General features: G+C 71.1%; 14 protein-coding genes and 1 tRNA gene. 5 read left to right on the top strand and 10 right to left on the bottom strand.

Going from position 1 to position 17,750, the window contains the following annotated elements; translation table 11 throughout:
• Positions 1-4: 4 nt before the first annotated feature.
• Positions 5-2,143 carry a DEAD/DEAH box helicase gene (locus AC5L3C_RS22300; RefSeq protein ID WP_493650517.1) on the top strand — a complete coding sequence of 713 codons (2,139 nt, stop codon included), beginning with the start codon at positions 5-7 and terminating at the stop codon, positions 2,141-2,143.
• Positions 2,144-2,173: 30 nt separating this feature from the next.
• Here the strand turns inward: AC5L3C_RS22300 and pth are convergent, their stop codons facing one another.
• The 6 genes from pth to AC5L3C_RS22330 form a co-directional block, all read right to left on the bottom strand.
• The gene (gene pth / locus AC5L3C_RS22305; RefSeq protein WP_493650518.1) at positions 2,174-2,785 is read right to left on the bottom strand and encodes an aminoacyl-tRNA hydrolase; all 612 of its coding nucleotides are present in this window, start codon (positions 2,783-2,785) and stop codon (positions 2,174-2,176) included.
• 73 nt (positions 2,786-2,858) lie between these two features.
• A complete protein-coding gene (locus tag AC5L3C_RS22310) occupies positions 2,859-3,449 on the bottom strand; it encodes a 50S ribosomal protein L25/general stress protein Ctc (protein ID WP_493650519.1) in 591 nt (196 codons plus the stop codon).
• Between the two features lie 229 nt (positions 3,450-3,678).
• A complete protein-coding gene (locus tag AC5L3C_RS22315; RefSeq protein ID WP_493650520.1) occupies positions 3,679-4,659 on the bottom strand; it encodes a ribose-phosphate diphosphokinase in 981 nt (326 codons plus the stop codon).
• An 89-nt stretch (positions 4,660-4,748) separates the two neighbouring features.
• Complete coding sequence (glmU, locus tag AC5L3C_RS22320) at positions 4,749-6,194, bottom strand: bifunctional UDP-N-acetylglucosamine diphosphorylase/glucosamine-1-phosphate N-acetyltransferase GlmU (protein WP_125505997.1); 1,446 nt, start codon at positions 6,192-6,194, stop codon at positions 4,749-4,751.
• Between the two features lie 125 nt (positions 6,195-6,319).
• Positions 6,320-6,392 (bottom strand) — tRNA-Gln (locus tag AC5L3C_RS22325).
• A gap of 8 nt (positions 6,393-6,400) precedes the next feature.
• Positions 6,401-7,273 carry a hypothetical protein gene (locus AC5L3C_RS22330; protein ID WP_125505998.1) on the bottom strand — a complete coding sequence of 291 codons (873 nt, stop codon included), beginning with the start codon at positions 7,271-7,273 and terminating at the stop codon, positions 6,401-6,403.
• A gap of 167 nt (positions 7,274-7,440) precedes the next feature.
• Here AC5L3C_RS22330 and AC5L3C_RS22335 point away from each other — a divergent pair, with 167 nt between their 5' ends.
• Entirely contained in the window at positions 7,441-8,760 is a 1,320-nt protein-coding gene (locus AC5L3C_RS22335; protein WP_493650521.1) for a sensor histidine kinase, read from the top strand.
• Between the two features lie 13 nt (positions 8,761-8,773).
• Here AC5L3C_RS22335 and AC5L3C_RS22340 read toward each other — a convergent pair whose 3' ends face one another.
• Both AC5L3C_RS22340 and AC5L3C_RS22345 read right to left on the bottom strand, forming a co-directional pair.
• Positions 8,774-9,304, bottom strand: coding sequence for an SUKH-3 domain-containing protein (locus AC5L3C_RS22340; RefSeq protein ID WP_493650522.1), 531 nt, complete (start codon positions 9,302-9,304; stop codon positions 8,774-8,776).
• A 38-nt stretch (positions 9,305-9,342) separates the two neighbouring features.
• On the bottom strand, positions 9,343-9,876 hold the full coding sequence (locus AC5L3C_RS22345) for a YwqJ-related putative deaminase (RefSeq protein WP_493650523.1): 534 nt from the start codon (positions 9,874-9,876) through the stop codon (positions 9,343-9,345).
• A 352-nt stretch (positions 9,877-10,228) separates the two neighbouring features.
• Here AC5L3C_RS22345 and AC5L3C_RS22350 point away from each other — a divergent pair, with 352 nt between their 5' ends.
• The 3 genes from AC5L3C_RS22350 to AC5L3C_RS22360 all read left to right on the top strand — a co-directional run bounded on the left by AC5L3C_RS22350 (position 10,229) and on the right by AC5L3C_RS22360 (position 15,099).
• Complete coding sequence (locus tag AC5L3C_RS22350) at positions 10,229-11,248, top strand: SMI1/KNR4 family protein (RefSeq protein WP_493650524.1); 1,020 nt, start codon at positions 10,229-10,231, stop codon at positions 11,246-11,248.
• 8 nt (positions 11,249-11,256) lie between these two features.
• A complete protein-coding gene (locus tag AC5L3C_RS22355) occupies positions 11,257-13,971 on the top strand; it encodes an SUKH-4 family immunity protein (protein WP_493650525.1) in 2,715 nt (904 codons plus the stop codon).
• A gap of 243 nt (positions 13,972-14,214) precedes the next feature.
• Positions 14,215-15,099: a cellulose-binding protein gene (locus tag AC5L3C_RS22360; protein WP_493650526.1), complete on the top strand. Its 885-nt coding sequence runs from the start codon at positions 14,215-14,217 to the stop codon at positions 15,097-15,099.
• 13 nt (positions 15,100-15,112) lie between these two features.
• Here the strand turns inward: AC5L3C_RS22360 and AC5L3C_RS22365 are convergent, their stop codons facing one another.
• Positions 15,113-16,729, bottom strand: coding sequence for a sodium/solute symporter (locus tag AC5L3C_RS22365; protein WP_493650527.1), 1,617 nt, complete (start codon positions 16,727-16,729; stop codon positions 15,113-15,115).
• The gene (locus tag AC5L3C_RS22370) at positions 16,726-17,163 is read right to left on the bottom strand and encodes a DUF485 domain-containing protein (protein ID WP_493650528.1); all 438 of its coding nucleotides are present in this window, start codon (positions 17,161-17,163) and stop codon (positions 16,726-16,728) included. Before AC5L3C_RS22370 ends, AC5L3C_RS22365 begins: the two co-directional genes overlap by 4 nt.
• Positions 17,164-17,750: the final 587 nt, after the last annotated feature.

The following is a 17,750-nucleotide window of genomic DNA, read 5'->3' on the forward strand; positions in this document are numbered from 1 at the left end:
GCCCGTGACCACCGACGACACCCCGGACGCGGTCGACCGGCTCCACCCCGTCGTCCTGCACCACATCGCCAACACCCTCGGCTGGCCCGATCTGCGGCCCCTCCAGAAGGCCGCCGTCCACCCGCTCATGGACGGTACGGACGCGCTGCTCCTCGCCCCCACCGCCGGCGGCAAGACCGAAGCCGCAGCCTTCCCGCTGCTGTCGAAAATGGCCCAGGCACGGTGGACGGGTACCTCGATCCTCTACGTCTGTCCCCTCAAGGCGCTGCTCAACAACCTGCTGCCGCGCCTGGAGAGCTACACCTCGTGGCTCGGACGCTCCGCGGCCCTCTGGCACGGCGACGTCTCGCAGACCCGGCGCAAACGCATCCTGTGGGAACGCCCCGACATCCTGCTGACCACACCGGAATCGCTGGAAGCGATGCTGGTCAGCGCCAACGTCGACCATCGTGCCTTCTTCTCGGGACTGCGGGCGGTCCTCGTGGACGAGGTCCACGCCTTCGCAGGCGACGACCGGGGCTGGCACCTCCTGGCCGTGCTGGAGCGCCTGGAGCGGGTCGCCGGCCGTCCGGTGCAGCGGATCGGTCTCTCCGCGACCGTCGGCAATCCGCCACAGCTCCTGGCCTGGCTGCAAGGATCCGGTGCCGGGGAACGACCCGCGCACGTGGTCTCCGTCAGCGGCCCCGTGCCGACGGCCGACACCCCGCCGCCCGGAGACATCCAGCTCGACTACGTGGGCTCCCTGGAGAACGCCGCCACCGTCGTCGCCGCGCTCCATCGGGGAGAGAAACGCCTGGTCTTCTGCGAGACCAGGCGGCACGTCGAGAAGCTCGGCGAGTGCCTGCGCGCCAAGGGCGTGACCACCTTCCTCTCGCACGCCTCCCTCGCGGCCGAGGAGCGCCGACGTGCCGAGGAGGCGTTCAGCGAGGCGCGCGACTGCGTCATCGTCTCCACCAGCACCCTCGAACTCGGCATCGACGTCGGCGACCTCGATCGCGTCATCCAGATCGACGCCCCGCCCACCGTGGCGTCCTTCCTCCAACGCCTGGGGCGGACCGGCAGACGGCCCGGATCCTCGCGCAACTGCCTCTTTCTCACCCTCGACGAGGACGGTCTGCTCGCTGCCGCGGCCCTGCTCCTTCAGTGGTCACGAGGCTGGGTCGAACCAGTGGTGGCCCCGCCCGAGCCCCGGCACATCGTCGCCCAGCAGGTACTCGCCCTCTGCCTGCAGGAGAACACCGTCGGAGAACACCTCTGGCAGGAATGGTGGGGCGGGCTGGGTCCCTTCGGGCCCCCGGCCGAACCGATCGTGAAACACCTGATCGACGAGGGCTACCTCGAACGGGACGGCGGCATGCTGTTCATCGGCCCCGAAGCGGAGCAGCGCTTCGGCTACCGCCACTTCATGGACCTGACGGCGGTGTTCACCGCCGCACCGGAGTTCACCGTCCTCTTCGGCCGCAAGGAGATCGGATCCACCGATCCCGCCCTGCTGACCGAGAAAGTGGCCGGACCGCGACGGCTTCTGCTGGCGGGCCGCAGCTGGCAGGTCACCTACATCGACTGGTCCAGGCGCCGGTGCTTCGTCGAACCCGTGGAGAGTGGCGGCAAGGCACGGTGGGTCGGAGCGGGCTTCGCCAGGGGAGCCTCGTACGAACTCACACGCGGCGTACGCGAGGTCCTGCTCGGCACCGATCCGCCCGTGACACTGACACGGCGCGCACTCGATGCCATGGCCGCTGCCCGTGAACGTGCGGTGGAGCATGTGCACCCGGGTGGAACTGTCGTCGTTTGCGGCGGTCGCGACACCGGCGTGCGCTGGTGGACCTGGGCAGGGCAACGGGCGAACGCCACACTCGCGGCCACTCTCAGCGAGATCGCCGACCCTCTCCAGTACCCGACGGACGCCTGCATCCGCCTCCGTGAGGACCTGACCGCCACCGAATGGCAGCAGGCCAGGGCCCGGGCGGCGCAGCAGCTCAGCCTGCCCTCTGTGGACCCGCGTGCGGTGCGGGGACTGAAGTTCAGCGCCGCCCTGCCGGAACGCCTTGCGACGGCCACGCTGGCCGCCCGCCTGGCGGACCCGAACAAGGCCACCTCGGTGCTCGGAGAACCGGCCCGGTTCTCGACCCTGCCTATCTGATCCACGGGCCGGCGAGGGCGGCGGCAGGCGTCATGAGTTGTAGGTCCCCTGCGCCCGCTCCAGCCCCTCGGTCACCAGACACTCCACCGCGTCCGCCGCCCGGTCCACCAAGTAGTCCAGCTCCTTGCGCTCCGCCGACGAGAAGTCCCGCAGCACGAAATCCGCCACCTGCATCCGCCCCGGCGGCCTGCCGATCCCGAACCGCACCCGGTGATAATCCCGCCCGAACGCCTGCGTCAACGACTTCAGCCCGTTGTGACCGTTGTCCCCGCCGCCCCGCTTCAACCGCAGCGTCCCGTAATCGATGTCCAGCTCGTCATGCACGGCCACCACCCGCTCCACGGGAACCTTGTAGAACTCCCGCAGCGCGTTCACCGGCCCGCCAGACAGATTCATGTACGACATCGGCTTCACCAGCACCACCCGCCGGGCCGCCGGCCCCGGCGGCCCGATCCGGCCCTCCAGCACCTGCGCCTGCGCCTTGCCCGCCCGCTTGAACCGGCCGCCCATCCGCTCCGCCAGCAGATCCGCCACCATGAACCCCACGTTGTGACGGTTCATCGCATACCCCGGACCCGGATTGCCGAGCCCCACCACCAGCCACGGCCCCGCGACACCCGCCGCATCCGTCGTCACGCCCATGTCTCCTTCATACGCGTCGGCCGCTGCCCCGCACGGGAACAGCGGCCGACGACACGACGACTCCAGAAGAGGATCAGACCTCGGCGCCCTCTTCGTCCTCGGCACCCTCCGGCGCCTCCTCCGCCTGCGCGGCCAGCACCTGAAGGACCACCGCGTCCTCCTCGACGGCCAGCGACACACCGGAGGGCAGCGGGATGTCCTTGGCGAGAACAGCGGCACCGGCCGCCAGACCCTCGATGGACACGGTCACACCGTCCGGAATGTGCGTGGCCTCGGCCTCGACCGGCAGCGTCGGGATGACGTGCTCCAGCAGGTTGCCACCCGGGGCCAGCTCACCCTCGGTCTGCACGTAGATCTCGACCTGGACCTTCTCGCCGCGCTTCACCTTCAGCAGGTCCACGTGCTCCAGGAAACCCTTCAGCGGGTCGCGCTGCACGGCCTTCGGGATCGCCAGCTGGGTCTCCTTGCCGTCGATCTCCAGCGCGATCAGCACGTTCGGCGTACGCAGCGCCATCAGCAGCTCGTGGCCCGGGAACGTCAGGTGCAGCGGCTCGAGACCGTGCTCGTACACGACACCCGGAACCTTGTTGTCACGGCGGATACGGCGCGCGGCACCCTTGCCGAACTCGGTGCGCGTCGTCGCGGAGATCTTCACCTCGGACATGGTCACTCCTCGAAGTCAGAAACGGACGTGGTCACCCGGCCACGAACGGCCTGCTACGAAGAGCGCGTCGATAACGGACCGCCGTACCGACTCCGGAACGAAGCGGCACGGCCTCCCTCGCCGAGCAACTGCAGCAGTCTACTCGGACCGGGAGGCCGCACCCAAAACGATCAACGACACCCGCACGGATGCCCGACTGCAGAACCCTTACTGCAGAGCTCCGGCACGCCTACTGCTCATCGAACAGGCTCGTCACCGAACCGTCCTCGAACACCTCACGCGCCGCCCGCGCGATCGTCGGCGCGATCGACAACACCTTGATCTTGTCCAGGGTCTCGCTCAGCTCACCCGGCGTCGGCAGCGTGTTCGTGAACACGAACTCACTCACCTTCGAATTCTTCAACCGGTCCGCCGCCGGACCCGACAGCACACCATGCGTCGCCGTCACCATGACGTCCTCCGCACCATGCGCGAACAACGCGTCCGCCGCCGCACAGATCGTGCCACCCGTGTCGATCATGTCGTCCACCAGGACACACACGCGGCCCTTCACCTCACCGACCACCTCATGCACGGTGACCTGGTTCGCCACGTCCTTGTCCCGCCGCTTGTGCACGATCGCCAGCGGCGCACCCAGCCGGTCGCACCAACGGTCCGCCACCCGCACACGACCCGCGTCCGGAGACACCACCGTCAGCTTCGAACGGTCCACCTTCGCACCCACGTAATCCGCCAGCAGCGGCAGCGCGAACAGATGATCCACCGGACCGTCGAAGAAACCCTGGATCTGATCCGTGTGCAGATCCACCGCCAGCAGCCGCGTCGCACCCGCCGACTTCATCAGATCCGCGATCAGACGCGCCGAAATCGGTTCACGACCCCGGTGCTTCTTGTCCTGCCGCGCGTAACCGTAGAACGGCACGATGACGGTGATGGACCTCGCCGACGCACGCTTCAGCGCGTCAATCATGATCAACTGCTCCATGATCCACTTATTGATCGGAGCAGTATGGCTCTGAATCAGGAAGCAGTCGGCACCACGAGCCGACTCCTGATACCGCACATAGATCTCGCCATTGGCGAAGTCGAAGGCCTTCGTCGGGACGACCCCGACACCCAGCTGGTGGGCGACCTCCTCGGCAAGCTCGGGGTGTGCGCGGCCGGAGAAGAACATCATTTTCTTCTCCCCGGTCGTCTTGATCCCGGTCACAGCACTATCTCCTCAGAGGTGTCGCAGCAGGTGGGGGGTGCAGATATGCACTTATCACGGTACGCGGTGTTCGCAGCGGCCGAAGACGCTCACCCCTCCTCGACCGCCCCACGGGAAGCCTCCTCGGCCGCCTTCGCCGCCGCACTCCCCGGACGCTTACGAGCCACCCAGCCCTCGATATTCCGCTGCTGACCACGGGCCACGGCCAGCGAACCGGGCGGCACATCCTTCGTGATCACCGAGCCGGCAGCCGTATAAGCACCGTCCCCGACCGTGACAGGCGCCACAAACATGTTGTCCGAACCCGTCTTGCAGTGCGAGCCGACCGTCGTGTGGTGCTTACGCTCCCCGTCATAGTTGACGAACACACTCGCCGCACCGATGTTCGAAAACTCACCGATCGTCGCATCCCCCACATACGACAGATGCGGAACCTTCGACCCCTCACCGATCGACGCGTTCTTCGTCTCCACGAACGTCCCGATCTTCCCCCTGACCCCCAACCGCGTCCCCGGACGCAAATACGCGAACGGCCCCACCGACGCACCCTCACCCACCTCGGCCGACACCGCCACCGTGTTGTCCACCCGGGCACCCGCACCCACCCGCGTATCCGTCAACCGCGCATGCGGACCCACCTCACAGCCCTCCGCGAGATGCGTACCACCCAGCAACTGCGTCCCCGGATGCACCACCACATCCCGCTCGAACGACACCGTCGCATCCACCCACGTCGACGCCGGATCCACCACCGTCACCCCCGACAACATCGCCGCCGTCAGCAACCGGTCGTTCAGAATCCGCCGCGCCTCGGACAACTGCACACGGTTGTTGATCCCCGCGATCTCCCGGTGATCCCCCGCCACCGACGCACCCACCCGGTGCCCCGCCTCACGCAGAATCCCCAGCACATCCGTCAGGTACTCCTCACCCTGACTGTTGTCCGTCCGCACCTTCTTCAACGCATCCGCCAGCAGCGCACCGTCGAACGCGAACACACCCGAGTTGATCTCCCGGATCTCCCGCTCCGCCGCCGACGCGTCCTTGTGCTCCACGATCGCCGTCACGGCACCCGAGCCGTCCCGCACGATCCGCCCGTAACCCGTCGCATCCGGCACCTCCGCCGTCAGCACGGTCACCGCGTTGCCGTCCGCCACATGCGTGGCCGACAACTCCCGCAACGTCCCACCCGTCAGCAACGGCGTGTCACCGCACACGACCACCACGGTCCCGTCCACGGAACCGCCCAGCTCCTCCAGCCCCATCCGCACGGCATGACCCGTACCGTTCTGCTCCTCCTGCACCGCGGTGCGCACGGCGGGGGCGACCTCCGCGAGATGCGCGCTCACCTGCTCACGCGCGTGCCCCACGACCACGACCAGGTGCTCCGGGTCGAGCTCACCGGCCGCGGCGAGCACATGACCCACCAGGGAACGGCCACAGATGTCGTGCAGAACCTTCGGTGTGGCCGACTTCATACGGGTGCCCTCACCCGCTGCGAGTACGACGACGGCTGCCGGGCGAATGGCGCTCACGGGATGCCCTTCGGCTGTGTTGGGGGTGGGGGTGACATCCGCAGGATACCCAGGCGAGGGTGGGGGGACATGAGAGCGGGTCCTGACCGAGGCAGTCGCCTCCGGTCAGGACCCGAACCGAGCAGCTCCGCCAGCTGGATTCGAACCAGCACTACAGGGCTTCAAAGGCCCGCGGGCTACCAGTTACCCCATGGCGGATGGCTGCGTCAGACCTTACCTGAGGTGGGTGGTGTCGTGATCCCGGCGACCATTCCTGTCCACCAGCCTTCGATGCGTCGGTACAGGTCGGCACCCTGTGACACCCGGATGACCAGGCAACCACGATAGGTGTCGCCGACGTTCTTGCGGACGGTCGTCGGATTGTGCTTCTTGATCGTCGTCTTCTGGAACTGGGAGACGTCCACACCCGCCAGATCGGCCCAGTACCGTTTCGCCCCCTCCACGTCCGCCGTCATGTGAATCATGACGCGGTACCGCAGGCGTTCGCGCTCCACGCCGAGCAGGTCGAGCCAGGCGAGGTACAGCTTGATCACGCCGGGGTCACTGTTGACGAAGAGTACGTTCTCCCTCCGCGCGTACGGTTTGTCCTTCGCCCCCTCGGCCCAGTAGAGGGCCACTCCCGTCAGAAGCAGGTCACGGTCGGACATGCTGCCGATTTCCTCGGCAGCGGCGGCCTTGGTCCGTCCTCGCTGCTCCTCCCGTACCGCCAACTCGTGTTCCCAGCGCTTCCGGTTCGCCAGGCGCGCCTGTTCCGACGGGTCGCGGCGCTCCGGCTTCGGCAGGTCCCGTACCCACAGGGAGATCGAGCTCTTGGAGCAGCCCAGTTCGACCTGGATTCGGTCGTACGTCCAGCCCTGGAGCCGGAGCTCTCTCGCCTTCTCCCGAAGGTCGTCCTTGGCGTTCGGCCGTTTCGTCCATTCCGGGGCCGGCTCGCCCTGGAGGAGCCGGTTGAGGATGTCGTTGTTGTCGACGTGGAGCCGGTCGCGGATCTGGCGTCGGCTCAGTCCCGCGCGTCGCAGTGCCACCGCCTGTTCGCGGAGGGTTTCGAAGTCGGCGTATTTGCCTGGTGCATGTGTCACATGCATACCGTCCGGCCGGAATGGTCGGTTCCCCCTTCGAACAGTGACCGATTCAGCAGTTCGAGGGATTTCCGGGCGTACCGCGTCCGATCGGTCACCGTGTGTGGTGTGGGCCGGAGGTGGAAACTCGACGGATAAGGGGTGGGGGGCGCCCGTAGGCTGGAGGCATGACCACGACGGGGGAAGAGCATGTGACGGCCCGGGGCGGGCCGTGGTGGTGGGACAGGCGCCGCAGCGCGGTGTTCGACGGGGTGCTCGCGGTGCTGTCCGCGGTGGAGTGTGCGCTGGAGGGGATTCCGTTCGCGTGGCGGGCGGGGATGCCGGTGGCAGTGGGGGTGGTGTTCGGGCTGCTGGCGGGTTCGGTGCTGCTGGTGCGGCGGAAGTGGCCGATCGCCGTGGTGCTGGTGGTGATCGCGGTGACGCCGGCGTCGATGGGTCTGCTGATGGGTGTGGTGGGCCTGTATTCGCTGGCGGCGTCGGATCTGCCGCGGCGGATCATCGGTTCGCTGGCGGGGATGCAGTCGCTGGGTGTGCTGATCGTGATGTTCGTGCGGTTGCGGCAGGACGCGGCGCGGGACGAGCTGGATGTGGCGGACTGGATCGTGCCGTTCGCGTCGATCACGATGGCGCTGGGGGTGACGGCGCCGCCGTTGCTGCTGGGGCTGTATGTGGGGGCGCGGCGGCGGTTGATGGAGAGCTTGCGGGAGCGGGCGGACAGTCTGGAGCGGGAGCTTCAGTTGCTCGCGGAGCGTGCGGAGGAGCGTGCGGAGTGGGCGCGGGGTGAGGAGCGGACGCGGATCGCGCGTGAGATGCACGATGTGGTGGCGCACCGGGTGAGTCTGATGGTGGTGCATGCGGCGGCGTTGCAGGCGGTGGCGCGGAAGGATCCGGAGAAGGCGGTGCGCAATGCCGCGCTGGTGGGGGACATGGGGCGGCAGGCGTTGACGGAGTTGCGGGAGATGCTGGGGGTGCTGCGTTCGGGTGGGGACGGGGCGGTGCGGCAGGAGCGGGCCTCGGTGCCGTTGGCGGCGGTGGGGGCGGCTGCGGCGGCTGCGGCGTCGCGGGCGGTGGGTGAGGATCCGGGGGCGGGTGAGGGGCCGAGTCTGTCGGAGCTGGATGAGCTGGTGGGGCAGTCGGCGGCCGCGGGGATGGTGGTGGATCTGTCGGTGGAGGGGGAGGCGCGTGGGTATGCGCCGGAGGTGGAGTCGACGGCGTTTCGGGTGGTGCAGGAGGCGTTGACGAACGTGCACAAGCATGCGGCCGGTGCGAAGACGTATGTGCGGGTGGCGCACCGGGTGTCGGAGATCGCGATGCAGGTGGAGAACGAGCCGCCGTCGGGTGCGGTGTCGTCGGCGGGGTTGCCGTCGGGGGGCAATGGTCTGGTGGGGATGAAGGAGCGGGTGTCGGCGCTGGGCGGGGTGTTCGTGTCGGGGCCGACGGATGCGGGGGGTTTTCGGGTGTCGGCGGTGATTCCGGCGTCGTCGTAGGGCGTGCCGGGGGTCAGCCGGCGGTGAGGCGTGCGGGTTCGATGCCGGAGATGAGGGTGGTGAGGCCGTGGTCGATGGTGGGGCCGAGGTACCAGTCGCCGGTGTGGTCGAGGGCGTAGACGCGGCCTTGGGTGTCGATGGCGAGGAGGGCCTGGGTGTCGGTCTCGGTGCCGAGGGGGCAGACGTCGGTGCCGAGGGCGCGGCCGAGGTCGCCGAGGGTGCGGGCGAGGTGGAGGCCGTGGAGGGGGTCGAGGTGGAGGGTGGCGGGGGCGACTTGGCGGCCGGGTCCTGTGGGGGTGATGTGGAGGCCGCCGAATTCGGCCCAGGCTTCGACGGCCGCGGGGAAGACGGTGTGGCGGTGTCCGGCGGGTGAGGTGTGGTCGCGGAGGGTGTCGGCCCAGATTTCGGCTTGCTTGATGTCCCAGCGGCCGGGTTGCCATCCGGCGGCGCGCAGGGCGGCGTCGACGGGGACGGCGAAGCGGGATGGGGGTCCCCCCGGTCGAGCGGAGCCGAGACTGGGGGAGGAGGTGCGGTCGGTGTGCATCTGCTCTTCGTTCGTCGAGGTCGTGGGTGGGGGGTGCCTCAGCCGTCGGTGGTGGCGGCGGGTTCGACCATGCGGACGCCGAAGTGGGCGGTGAGGGCGGTGCAGGCGCGGCAGGGGGTGGCGTAGGCGCCGTGGAGGGGGTCGCCGTCCTCGCGGATGCGGCGGGTGGTGAGTTTGGCTTGTTTGAGTGCTTTGCGCGCTTCGCCGTTGGTCATGGGTTTTCGTTTGGCGCGTTTGCTGCGGGCGGCGTCGGCGGTGGTGAGGTGCCGGGAGATGAGGATGGTTTCGGCGCAGCGGCCGGTGAAGCGGTCGCGTTGGTCGCTGGTGAGGGCGTCGAGGAAGTCCTGGACGAGGGGGTGCAGGGCGGGGGGTGTGTCGCCGCGGGCGGCGGTGCCGGTGAGGGTTTCGCCGCGTACGGAGAGTGCGGCGGCGATGGTGGGGAGGATGCCGTCGCGGCGGTGGTGGAGGGTGGGTGCGGGGGTGGTGTCGGTGGCGCTCCAGCCGATGCGGGGGTCGCCGGAGCGGGGGTCGCCGGATGGGCCGGTGTGTGTCCCCGTCTGCGTCGCGTTCATGATCGTCATCCCCTCCACAGCATCCCCCCGAAGGTCACAGAGTGCCAAATGCGTGGGCTCATGGGGAAGCTGGGGCGGGGCGACACGCCCGGGTTTGGGCGGGCTGTCACGGGAGGGTGACGGCTGGTCACGGAAGTGGAGGGGGCGGGTGGCCGGTGCCGGTGACCGGTGGGGGCGTACCGCATAGGCTGTCGGCACCGCGATTCGCGCGGTGTTCCGCACGGCTGTGCGTGGGGGCGCCGTGGGGGTCGTGGCGGTACGTAGTCGAGACAGACGTGACAGTCGAATACGTTCCGTAACGGTCCGAAGGTGGGCGGTGCGGGGCGTAAGGAAGCCGCAGGGGGCAACCGCCATGACGACAGGTCGGCTCGGGCTGGGGGATCCTCCCGGCCGCCAGGCCGGGGGACAAGCCGCGCCGCCGAACGCGGCCTATGCCGGGCAGGTCGTGCACTTCCCGGATCCGGTGCGTGCGGCGCGTCACCCGAGAGGGGTACGGGTGGACGAGCGTGGTTTCCCCGATTTCTCGCCCTATGCGCGTGCGGCTGTGGAGATCGCGGATCCGCCGGAGGGGTTCGGGGTCGACGAGTTGCGTCTGACGGACTATGTGTCGGCGAACGCGGCGTTGGCGGCGAGCGGGCACGAGCTGTGGGACACGGTGCCGGCCGTGGCGACGCCGCATGGCTGGACGTGGCATCACGTGGCGGGTTCGCGGCGTCTTGAGCTGGTGCCGGTGGAGGTGAAGGCACTGCTGCGGCATCACGGTGGTGTGGCGACGGCGGCGGTGGATCACGGCAAGCGGGGGACGCGGCCGTTGCAGGAGACGCGGCCGGCGCATTTCGGGCTGCCGAAGTCGGGTGTGGCGGTGTCGGAGTCGCAGGTGCTGGGTGTGGAGGAGGAGCTGGGGTACCGGCTGCCGGGTGCGTTCCGGTCGTTCCTGAAGGCGGCGGGTGGCTGTGCGCCGGTGGGGACGGCTCTGGACGCGGAGCTGGGGCTGCTGGTGGATCAGCCGTTCTTCACGGTGCGGGACGAGGCGGCGGTCAATGATCTGGTCTATGTGAACAAGTGCTTGCGTGACCATCTCACCAAGGACTATCTGTGCGTGGCGTTCGTGCAGGGCGGTCTGCTGGCGGTGAAGGTGCGGGGCGAGCGGCAGGGGTCGGTGTGGTTCTGCGCGTACGACGACGTGCGGGACGTGGATCCGTCGTGGCAGCCGGCCGAGCGGGTGGAGCGGCTGTTGCTGGCGTGCGGTGACGACTTCGACGCGTTTCTGTCGCGGCTGGCGGGTTCTCCGCCGGAGTTGGAGACGGTGGCGAATCTGATGGTGGACGGCGGGTTCGCGCGTGTCGTTCCGGTTTCTTCCGCGGGAGAGTGAGTCTCGGCATGGTGACGTTCGCGCAGGCGCAGGAGCGCGCTGAGGAGTGGGTCAACGGGGATGTTCCGTCGTACCAGCACCGTGAGGTGCGGGTACGGGAGTTCGGTCTCGGTTTCGTGGTGTGGGCGGAGGACCGTGCGGACGGGCCCCGTTCGGACGGTGGCGGGCAGCGGCTGGTGATCGCCCGTGACAGTGGTGAGGCGACGCTGTGGCCCGCGCTGCCGGTGGGTGAGGTGATCCGCCGGTACGAGGAGGAGTACGGCCGTGATGCGGCGGCGCCGGCTCCGGAGCCGGCGCCGGCGGCGCGGGTGGATCTGAATCAGACGTCGTTCCTGCTGAGTCCGCCGGAGTGGTTGCAGGAGGCGGCGGACCGGCTGGGGATTCCGGACCGGCGCGGGGAGGGTGCGGGGGGCGGCCCGGAGGCCGCTCCGGCCGCGGCTTCGGCTGCGGGGTCCGCGGCGGGGCCGGTTCCGGGCGCGTCTTCGGGTGGGGCTCCGACGCAGGGTGGGGCTCCGGCCCAGGCTCCGGCTGCGGGCCCGCAGGACGCGCCGGCGGGTCCGGGGAGCGGGGCCGCGTGGCCCGCTGCCGGGACGGGCGGTGCGCAGCCGGGTGCCGGTGTGCCCGAGGGGGCGACTCCGTGGGCGGGTACGGACACCAACGCCGACGCCGGTGAGGACCGTTCCGTTCCGCTGCCGCAGACGGTGTTCGCGCCGCAGTTGAGCGAGCCCGGTGACGGCGGGGCGCCGTCCGGCCTCTCGGCGCCGGCGGATGCGCAGACCGCGCTGATGTCGGGCGGCAGCCAGCTTCCGCCGACGGCGGTCGCGCCGGCGCTTCCGGATCCCGGCGCGGGGCAGGGGACGCCGCCGCCCGCGTCGCCGCCCGCGTCCGCGCCCCCGCAGTACGGCTATCCGCAGGCCGGCGCGCCGGGTACGCCCGCGCCCGGTACGCCCGCGCCGGGCACACCTGCGCCCGGTACGCCCGGTCCGGGCACGCCCGCGCCGTCCGCGCCGACGCCTCCGCCGCCCGGTCCCGGTACGCCCGGGCGGCCGCTCGCGCCGCACGCGGGGGACATCGCCGACGCCGAGACCAGCAAGGCGGCCCCGCCGCCGCGCCGCGGCTCCGGTGCGACGCCGCCGCCTCCCGGGGCCCCCGGAACCCCGGGTGCGCGTCCGGGCGGCACGCCTCCGCCGCCGTCCGGCGGTACGCCCCCGCCCGGCGGCACCGCGGGCGGGTATGTGCCGACGCAGCTGGTGTCGTCGCTCGGCGGCCCGGAGGGGGTCGGTACGCCGCCCCCGCCCGCCCCGCCGAACGCGCCCGGCGGTACGCCGCCCGGCGGCGTCCATCACGCGGCGACGATGCTCGCCGACCCGGGAAGCATGGGCGGCGGCGCCCCGGGAACGCCTCCGCCTCCGGGCCCGCCCGGCGCCCCGGGAACGCCTCCGCCCGCGGGTCCGCCCAGCGCTCCCGGTACGCCCGCGCCTCCGGGCCCGCCCGGTGCCCCCGGGGCGCCCGGCGCTCCAGGCGCTCCGGGCGCCCCCGGCGCCGGACCGGGCGGCCGTCCGCCGGTGCACCACGCGGAGACCGTGCTGGCCGCGCCTCCGGTGTCCGGCCCCGGTACGCCTCCGCCCCCCGCTCCTCCGGGTGCGCCCGCCGGCGCTCCTCCGCCGCCCCCCGGGGCGGTGCCTCCGCAGGGGGTTCCGGGGTCCGGGCAGCCTCCGGCGTACGGCTATCCGCCGCAGCCCGGCGGTCAGCCGACGGTCGGCCCCGGCTACCAGGCGGTGCTGCGCTACCGCGCGCAGGACGGTTCCGAGCAGCAGCTGATCCGGCGTTCGGCGCCGGGTACACCGCATCCGGAGTGGCAGATCTTCCATGAGCTGCGCGGCATGAACGTGCCGCCGGACCAGGTGCTGGAGCTGCACACCGAGCTGGAGTCGTGCGAGCTGCCGGGCGCGTACTGTGCGCGGATGATCCGGGAGCAGTGGCCGCAGGCGCGGATCACGAGCATCGCCCCGTACGGCACGGATCACGCCAGCCGGCAGCAGGGCATGCAGCAGCTGCTGGCCCACCAGGGCGAGCTGCACCAGGTGGCGGACGGTCCGGCGCGTCCGGCGCCGGTGCGTGCGCCGGTTCCGCCGGTGCAGCCGGCGCCGCCGCTTCCGCCGGAGGCGGTCGCGCAGGAGCTGGCGGGGGCGTTCGGGCCGGGGGTGTTCCGGTTCGAGCAGGCGGCGGTGTCCCGGCAGGGTGTGCCGCCGGTCGTGGCGCACACGCTGGTGGTGGCGGGGCTGCCGATGGACATGGGCCCGTTCTTCTGGGCGCAGGCGCAGCCGGGCCGTCCGGTGCCGACGCTGGCGGAGCTGGCCGCGGAGCGGGGTGTGCAGGCGGCGTCGGACGCGGGCTCGTACCTGGTGATGGGCAGCGACTTCGGCAAGGCGATCTGTGTGCAGTACGGCACGGCGAACATCGTGGCGGTGCCGGTGGAGGCCGGGCCGGGCGGTGCGCCGGTGCCGCCGCAGTTCGTGAACACCGGGCTGCCGGAGTTCGCGCGCTGTCTGGCGCTGCTGGGGCGGATGTGGCGGCTGCGGTTCGGGCTGAACCAGGAGCAGGCGGGCCGCTGGACCGTCGACTTCCAGGCGCAACTGGCCGCGCTGGACCCGGCGGCGCTGGGGTCGCCGGAGAGCTGGTGGTCGGTGCTGCTGGAGCAGATGTGGGACGGACTGCTGTGACGCGGCGGCGCTGAGCCCGCATGACGCGAGGAGCCGGGTCCGGTCGTGGAGGCGACCGGGCCCGGTTTTCGCGTCTTCCCCCCGGCTCTCCTCCGCGTCCCTCCGCCCGCTCCGCTCTCCCCTCTGCGGAGTGTCGCGTTATGAACACTTCCGTGTGATCCATCAAGATGTGCGCGATTCATCCCATTTCGCACTCGGTCGTCGTGGTGGGCTTCGTGTCCGTCGGTGGAGAGGGGTTCCAGGGTGAGCAGCGCATCGGTGTCGTCGCAGGGCTTCGAGGTCGTGCGGGGGCGTGGCTACCGTCCCTTGCAGGTGATCGCCTACGTCGAGACCCTCTCGGAGGACCGTGACGCGGCCTGGGAGCGGGCGGCGCGGCTGACGGTGCTGGCCAGGGAGATGGAGGAGGACCTGGAGCTGCTGCGCGCCCGGGTGGCGTCGCTTCCGGAGCAGACGTACGAGTCGCTCGGGGAGAGTGCCCGGCGGCTGTTCGAGCTGGCCGGTCAGGAGGCGGCGGCCGTGCGGGAGGCGGCCCGGCAGCATGCGCGGGACCTGACGGATCTGGCGCGGGACGACGCGGCGGGCATGACGGAGGCGGCGCGGGCGTACGCGGACCGGGTGCGTGGGGCGTCGGACGAGCAGGCCCGGGAGCGGCTGGCCGCGGCCCGCGCGGAGGCCGACGAGATCCGGATCGCGGCCCGGCTGGAGGTGAAGGAGGAGCGCGGGCGGGCGCTGGCGGCGGTGCGGGAGATGCGGGAGCGCACGTCCGGGATGCTCGCGGAAGGGGCGCGGGAGCAGGCGGCGCGGCTGGACGAGGTGGAGCGGGAGGAGGCCGAGCGGGTGGCCGCGCTGGACGCCCGGCAGGCGGAGGCGGAGGAGCGGGCCCGGGGTGTGCTGGCGGAGGCGCAGCAGGTGTTCGCCGAGGCGGAGGAGGCGGCGCGGCGGCGTGCGGAGGAGGCGCGGGAGCGCGCGGCTGAGGTGCTTGCCGAGGCGCGCGCCCGCGCGGAGGGCATCGCGCGGGAGACGGAGCGGGTGCTGCGCGACCATGCCGACCGGCGGGAGGACGTGCAGACGCACATGGATCATGTGTGCGCGTCGCTCAGCGCGCTGACGGGCCGGGTGGTGGAGTGAGGGAGGCGGGGTGTCACATCCTCCTGCGGGTCGCTCCGGCGAGGATCCAGCCCTCCACCGCCTCGTACTGGCGCCGTTGTTCCTCCGCGCGCCCGCGGCCGGAGGCGACGGTGCCGAGCCAGCCGCAGAGGAAGCCGACGGGGATGGAGGCCAGGCCGGTGGTGGTGAAGGGGAACCAGTTGAAGTCGGCGTCGGGGAAGGCGGCGACGGGTGAGCCGGAGACGAGGTTGGTGCCCGGCATGAGCAGCAGCACGGACAGGGAGCCGCCGATGAGGGTGGCGAGCAGGCCCGTGCGGGTGTAGCGGCGCCAGAAGAGGCTGTAGACGAGGGCGGGGGCGATGGCGGAGGCGCCCAGGCAGAAGGACAGGGTGATCAGGGGGTGCAGGCTGTGGTGCTGCACCAGGGTGGCGAGCACGATCGCGGGGACGCCCACGGCCAGTGCGGACAGGCGGGCCGTCATCATCTCGCGGCGCGGTGACATCTCCTGGACGCGGGCGGCGAAGACGTCGTGGGCGAGGGAGTTGGCGCAGGCGAGGATCATGCCGGCGACGGAGGCGAGGACGGTGAGGAAGACCGCGGTGGTGACGGTGGTGAAGAGGAACGTTTCAGCCGTGGAGAGCTCCGCGCCGAACGCGGCCTGGGAGCCGAGCAGGTAGGCGGTGTTGCCCTGCGGGTCGGCCTGGGCGAGGGCGGCCCGTCCGACCAGGGCGGTCGCGCCGAAGCCGATGACGGTGAGGACGAGGACGAACAGGGCCACGCCGGAGACCGCCCACGACATCGAGCGGCGCACCTGGCGGGCGCTGTTGGCGGTGTACATGCGCATGGTGATGTGGGGGAGGCAGGCGCCGCCGAGGACGACCGTCAGATGCGACGTGATCATGTCCCAGCCGGGGCTGACGCCGCCGGTGAACTGAAGGCCCGAGGCGAGGAACGCGTCGCCGACGCCGCTGCCCGCGGCGGCCGCCTCGAACAGCGCCCCGGGGCTCCAGTCGAAGCGGTGCAGGACCAGGGCGGCCACGACGATGCCGGAGCCGAGCAGCAGCACGATCTTGAGGATCTGGATGAGGGCGGTGCCCTTCATGCCTCCGATCGCCGCGTAGCTGATCATCAGCGCGCCCACGCCGATGATGCAGCCCGTCTGCAGGGCCTCGCCGGAGAAGCCGAGGATGAACCCCATGAGCTGCCCCGTTCCGGCGAGCTGGACCAGCATCAGCGGCAGCAGCGAGGCGAGGGTGACGGCGCTGGCGGCGATCCGTATCCCGCGCTCCTGGGGCATGCGGCGGGTCAGCGCGTCGCCCATCGTGAACCGGCCCGCGTTGCGCAGGGGTTCGGCCAGCAGGAACATCAGCAGCATCAGGGACAGGGCGGTGCTCAGGGCGAGCACGATGCCGTCGTAGCCGAACAGGGCGATGATGCCGCCGGTGCCGAGCACGGTGGCGGCGGAGATGTAGTCCCCGGCGATGGCCAGGCCGTTGCGCATGGGGGACAGGGAACCGTAGCCGGTGTAGAACTCGTCGAGGTCGTCGCGGTCGGGGCCGGTCATCACACACAGCAGGAGGGTGACCGTGGCGACGGCGGAGAAGCCGACGAGGGCCATGGCCTGGGTGTCGCCGCCGAACTGGGAGTTCATCGGGTGGCCTCCCGCTTGGCGTCCAGGGCGCTCTGACGGCGGATCAGCTCCGCGAGGGGGTCGACGCGGCGGCGGGCGGTGCGCTCGTACAGGACGATCGCCAGCCAGGTGACGGGTACTTGGAGCACGGCGAGGAGCAGCCCGGTGGGGACGCCGTCGGTGACGGTGCCGGCCATGAAACCGGGGGCGAACGCCGACAGGACGAGGAAGAGGACGAAGTATCCGAGCGCGGTGAGGGTGGCCGTACGGCGTTGCAGGCGGTAGGCGCCGCGCAGCCGGCGCAGGTCGGAGTGGTGTCCGAGCGGGGCGTGCTGAGGGGCGCGGCGCGGTGCGGGGGCGGGCGGGGCCGGCGGCAGCCAGGGGTAGGTGGGGTAGGCGGGGGAGGCGGCGTTCGGCGGGTGGGGACGGGGGTGCGGGTACGGGTCGGTGGGCATCCCGTTCTCCTTGCGTGGCTCGAATGCGTGCGGGGACGGCAGGGAGGGGGTGGGGAGTGGAGCCCGCACGTTACTCGCGCGTAGGGGAGGGTGCTGCGTTTTGGCCGAACTGAGCGGTCGGTATGTGCTCTCCGCGGCGTTTCCCCGGTCTGACCTGAGGGGTTACCTGGATTAACTCATACTTTTTGAGCCATCAGGTCCCCTCGGCCGGCCCCGGCTCGGCCTCGACGCGATCGGACTTGACCCTGACGCGACGGGAGGGTGGAGCCTCGGATGCGCCGGCCGGAGGAGCCGACCCCGAGACGGACTCCTCCCGTCGGCTGAAGCCCCTAGGGGTACCTCCGTACGACGGCTCGGGGAGGGTTCGTACCGACGGAGGACGAGACGGGGCGGCAGCCGTCCTTAACCTGGCTTTACGCCGCCGGGGGGTGGGGCGGCACAGCAGCGGGGGTGGGGTTTTCCCCAGGAGAAGACTGCGCTGAACACCAGCGCGCCCGACCCCCTCCCACCGCGAGACTTGCAGCACAGGCACGAGGACGCACCGAGCGGCCGCCGCACCACGGGGGCGGCGGCCGACGGGCACCGCA

It is taken from the genome of Streptomyces speibonae, assembly GCF_984686075.1.

What these genes read in the sequence shown, in the direction of transcription:
- pth (WP_493650518.1), bottom strand. Translation starts at nt 2,785, where the DNA reads ATGGGCGTGACGACGGATGCGGCGGGTGTCGCGGGGCCGTGGCTGGTG.
- AC5L3C_RS22310 (WP_493650519.1), bottom strand. Translation starts at nt 3,449, where the DNA reads ATGTCCGAGGTGAAGATCTCCGCGACGACGCGCACCGAGTTCGGCAAG.
- AC5L3C_RS22335 (WP_493650521.1), top strand. Translation starts at nt 7,441, where the DNA reads ATGACCACGACGGGGGAAGAGCATGTGACGGCCCGGGGCGGGCCGTGG.
- AC5L3C_RS22340 (WP_493650522.1), bottom strand. Translation starts at nt 9,304, where the DNA reads ATGCACACCGACCGCACCTCCTCCCCCAGTCTCGGCTCCGCTCGACCG.
- AC5L3C_RS22345 (WP_493650523.1), bottom strand. Translation starts at nt 9,876, where the DNA reads ATGAACGCGACGCAGACGGGGACACACACCGGCCCATCCGGCGACCCC.
- AC5L3C_RS22350 (WP_493650524.1), top strand. Translation starts at nt 10,229, where the DNA reads ATGACGACAGGTCGGCTCGGGCTGGGGGATCCTCCCGGCCGCCAGGCC.
- AC5L3C_RS22355 (WP_493650525.1), top strand. Translation starts at nt 11,257, where the DNA reads ATGGTGACGTTCGCGCAGGCGCAGGAGCGCGCTGAGGAGTGGGTCAAC.
- AC5L3C_RS22365 (WP_493650527.1), bottom strand. Translation starts at nt 16,729, where the DNA reads ATGAACTCCCAGTTCGGCGGCGACACCCAGGCCATGGCCCTCGTCGGC.
- AC5L3C_RS22370 (WP_493650528.1), bottom strand. Translation starts at nt 17,163, where the DNA reads ATGCCCACCGACCCGTACCCGCACCCCCGTCCCCACCCGCCGAACGCC.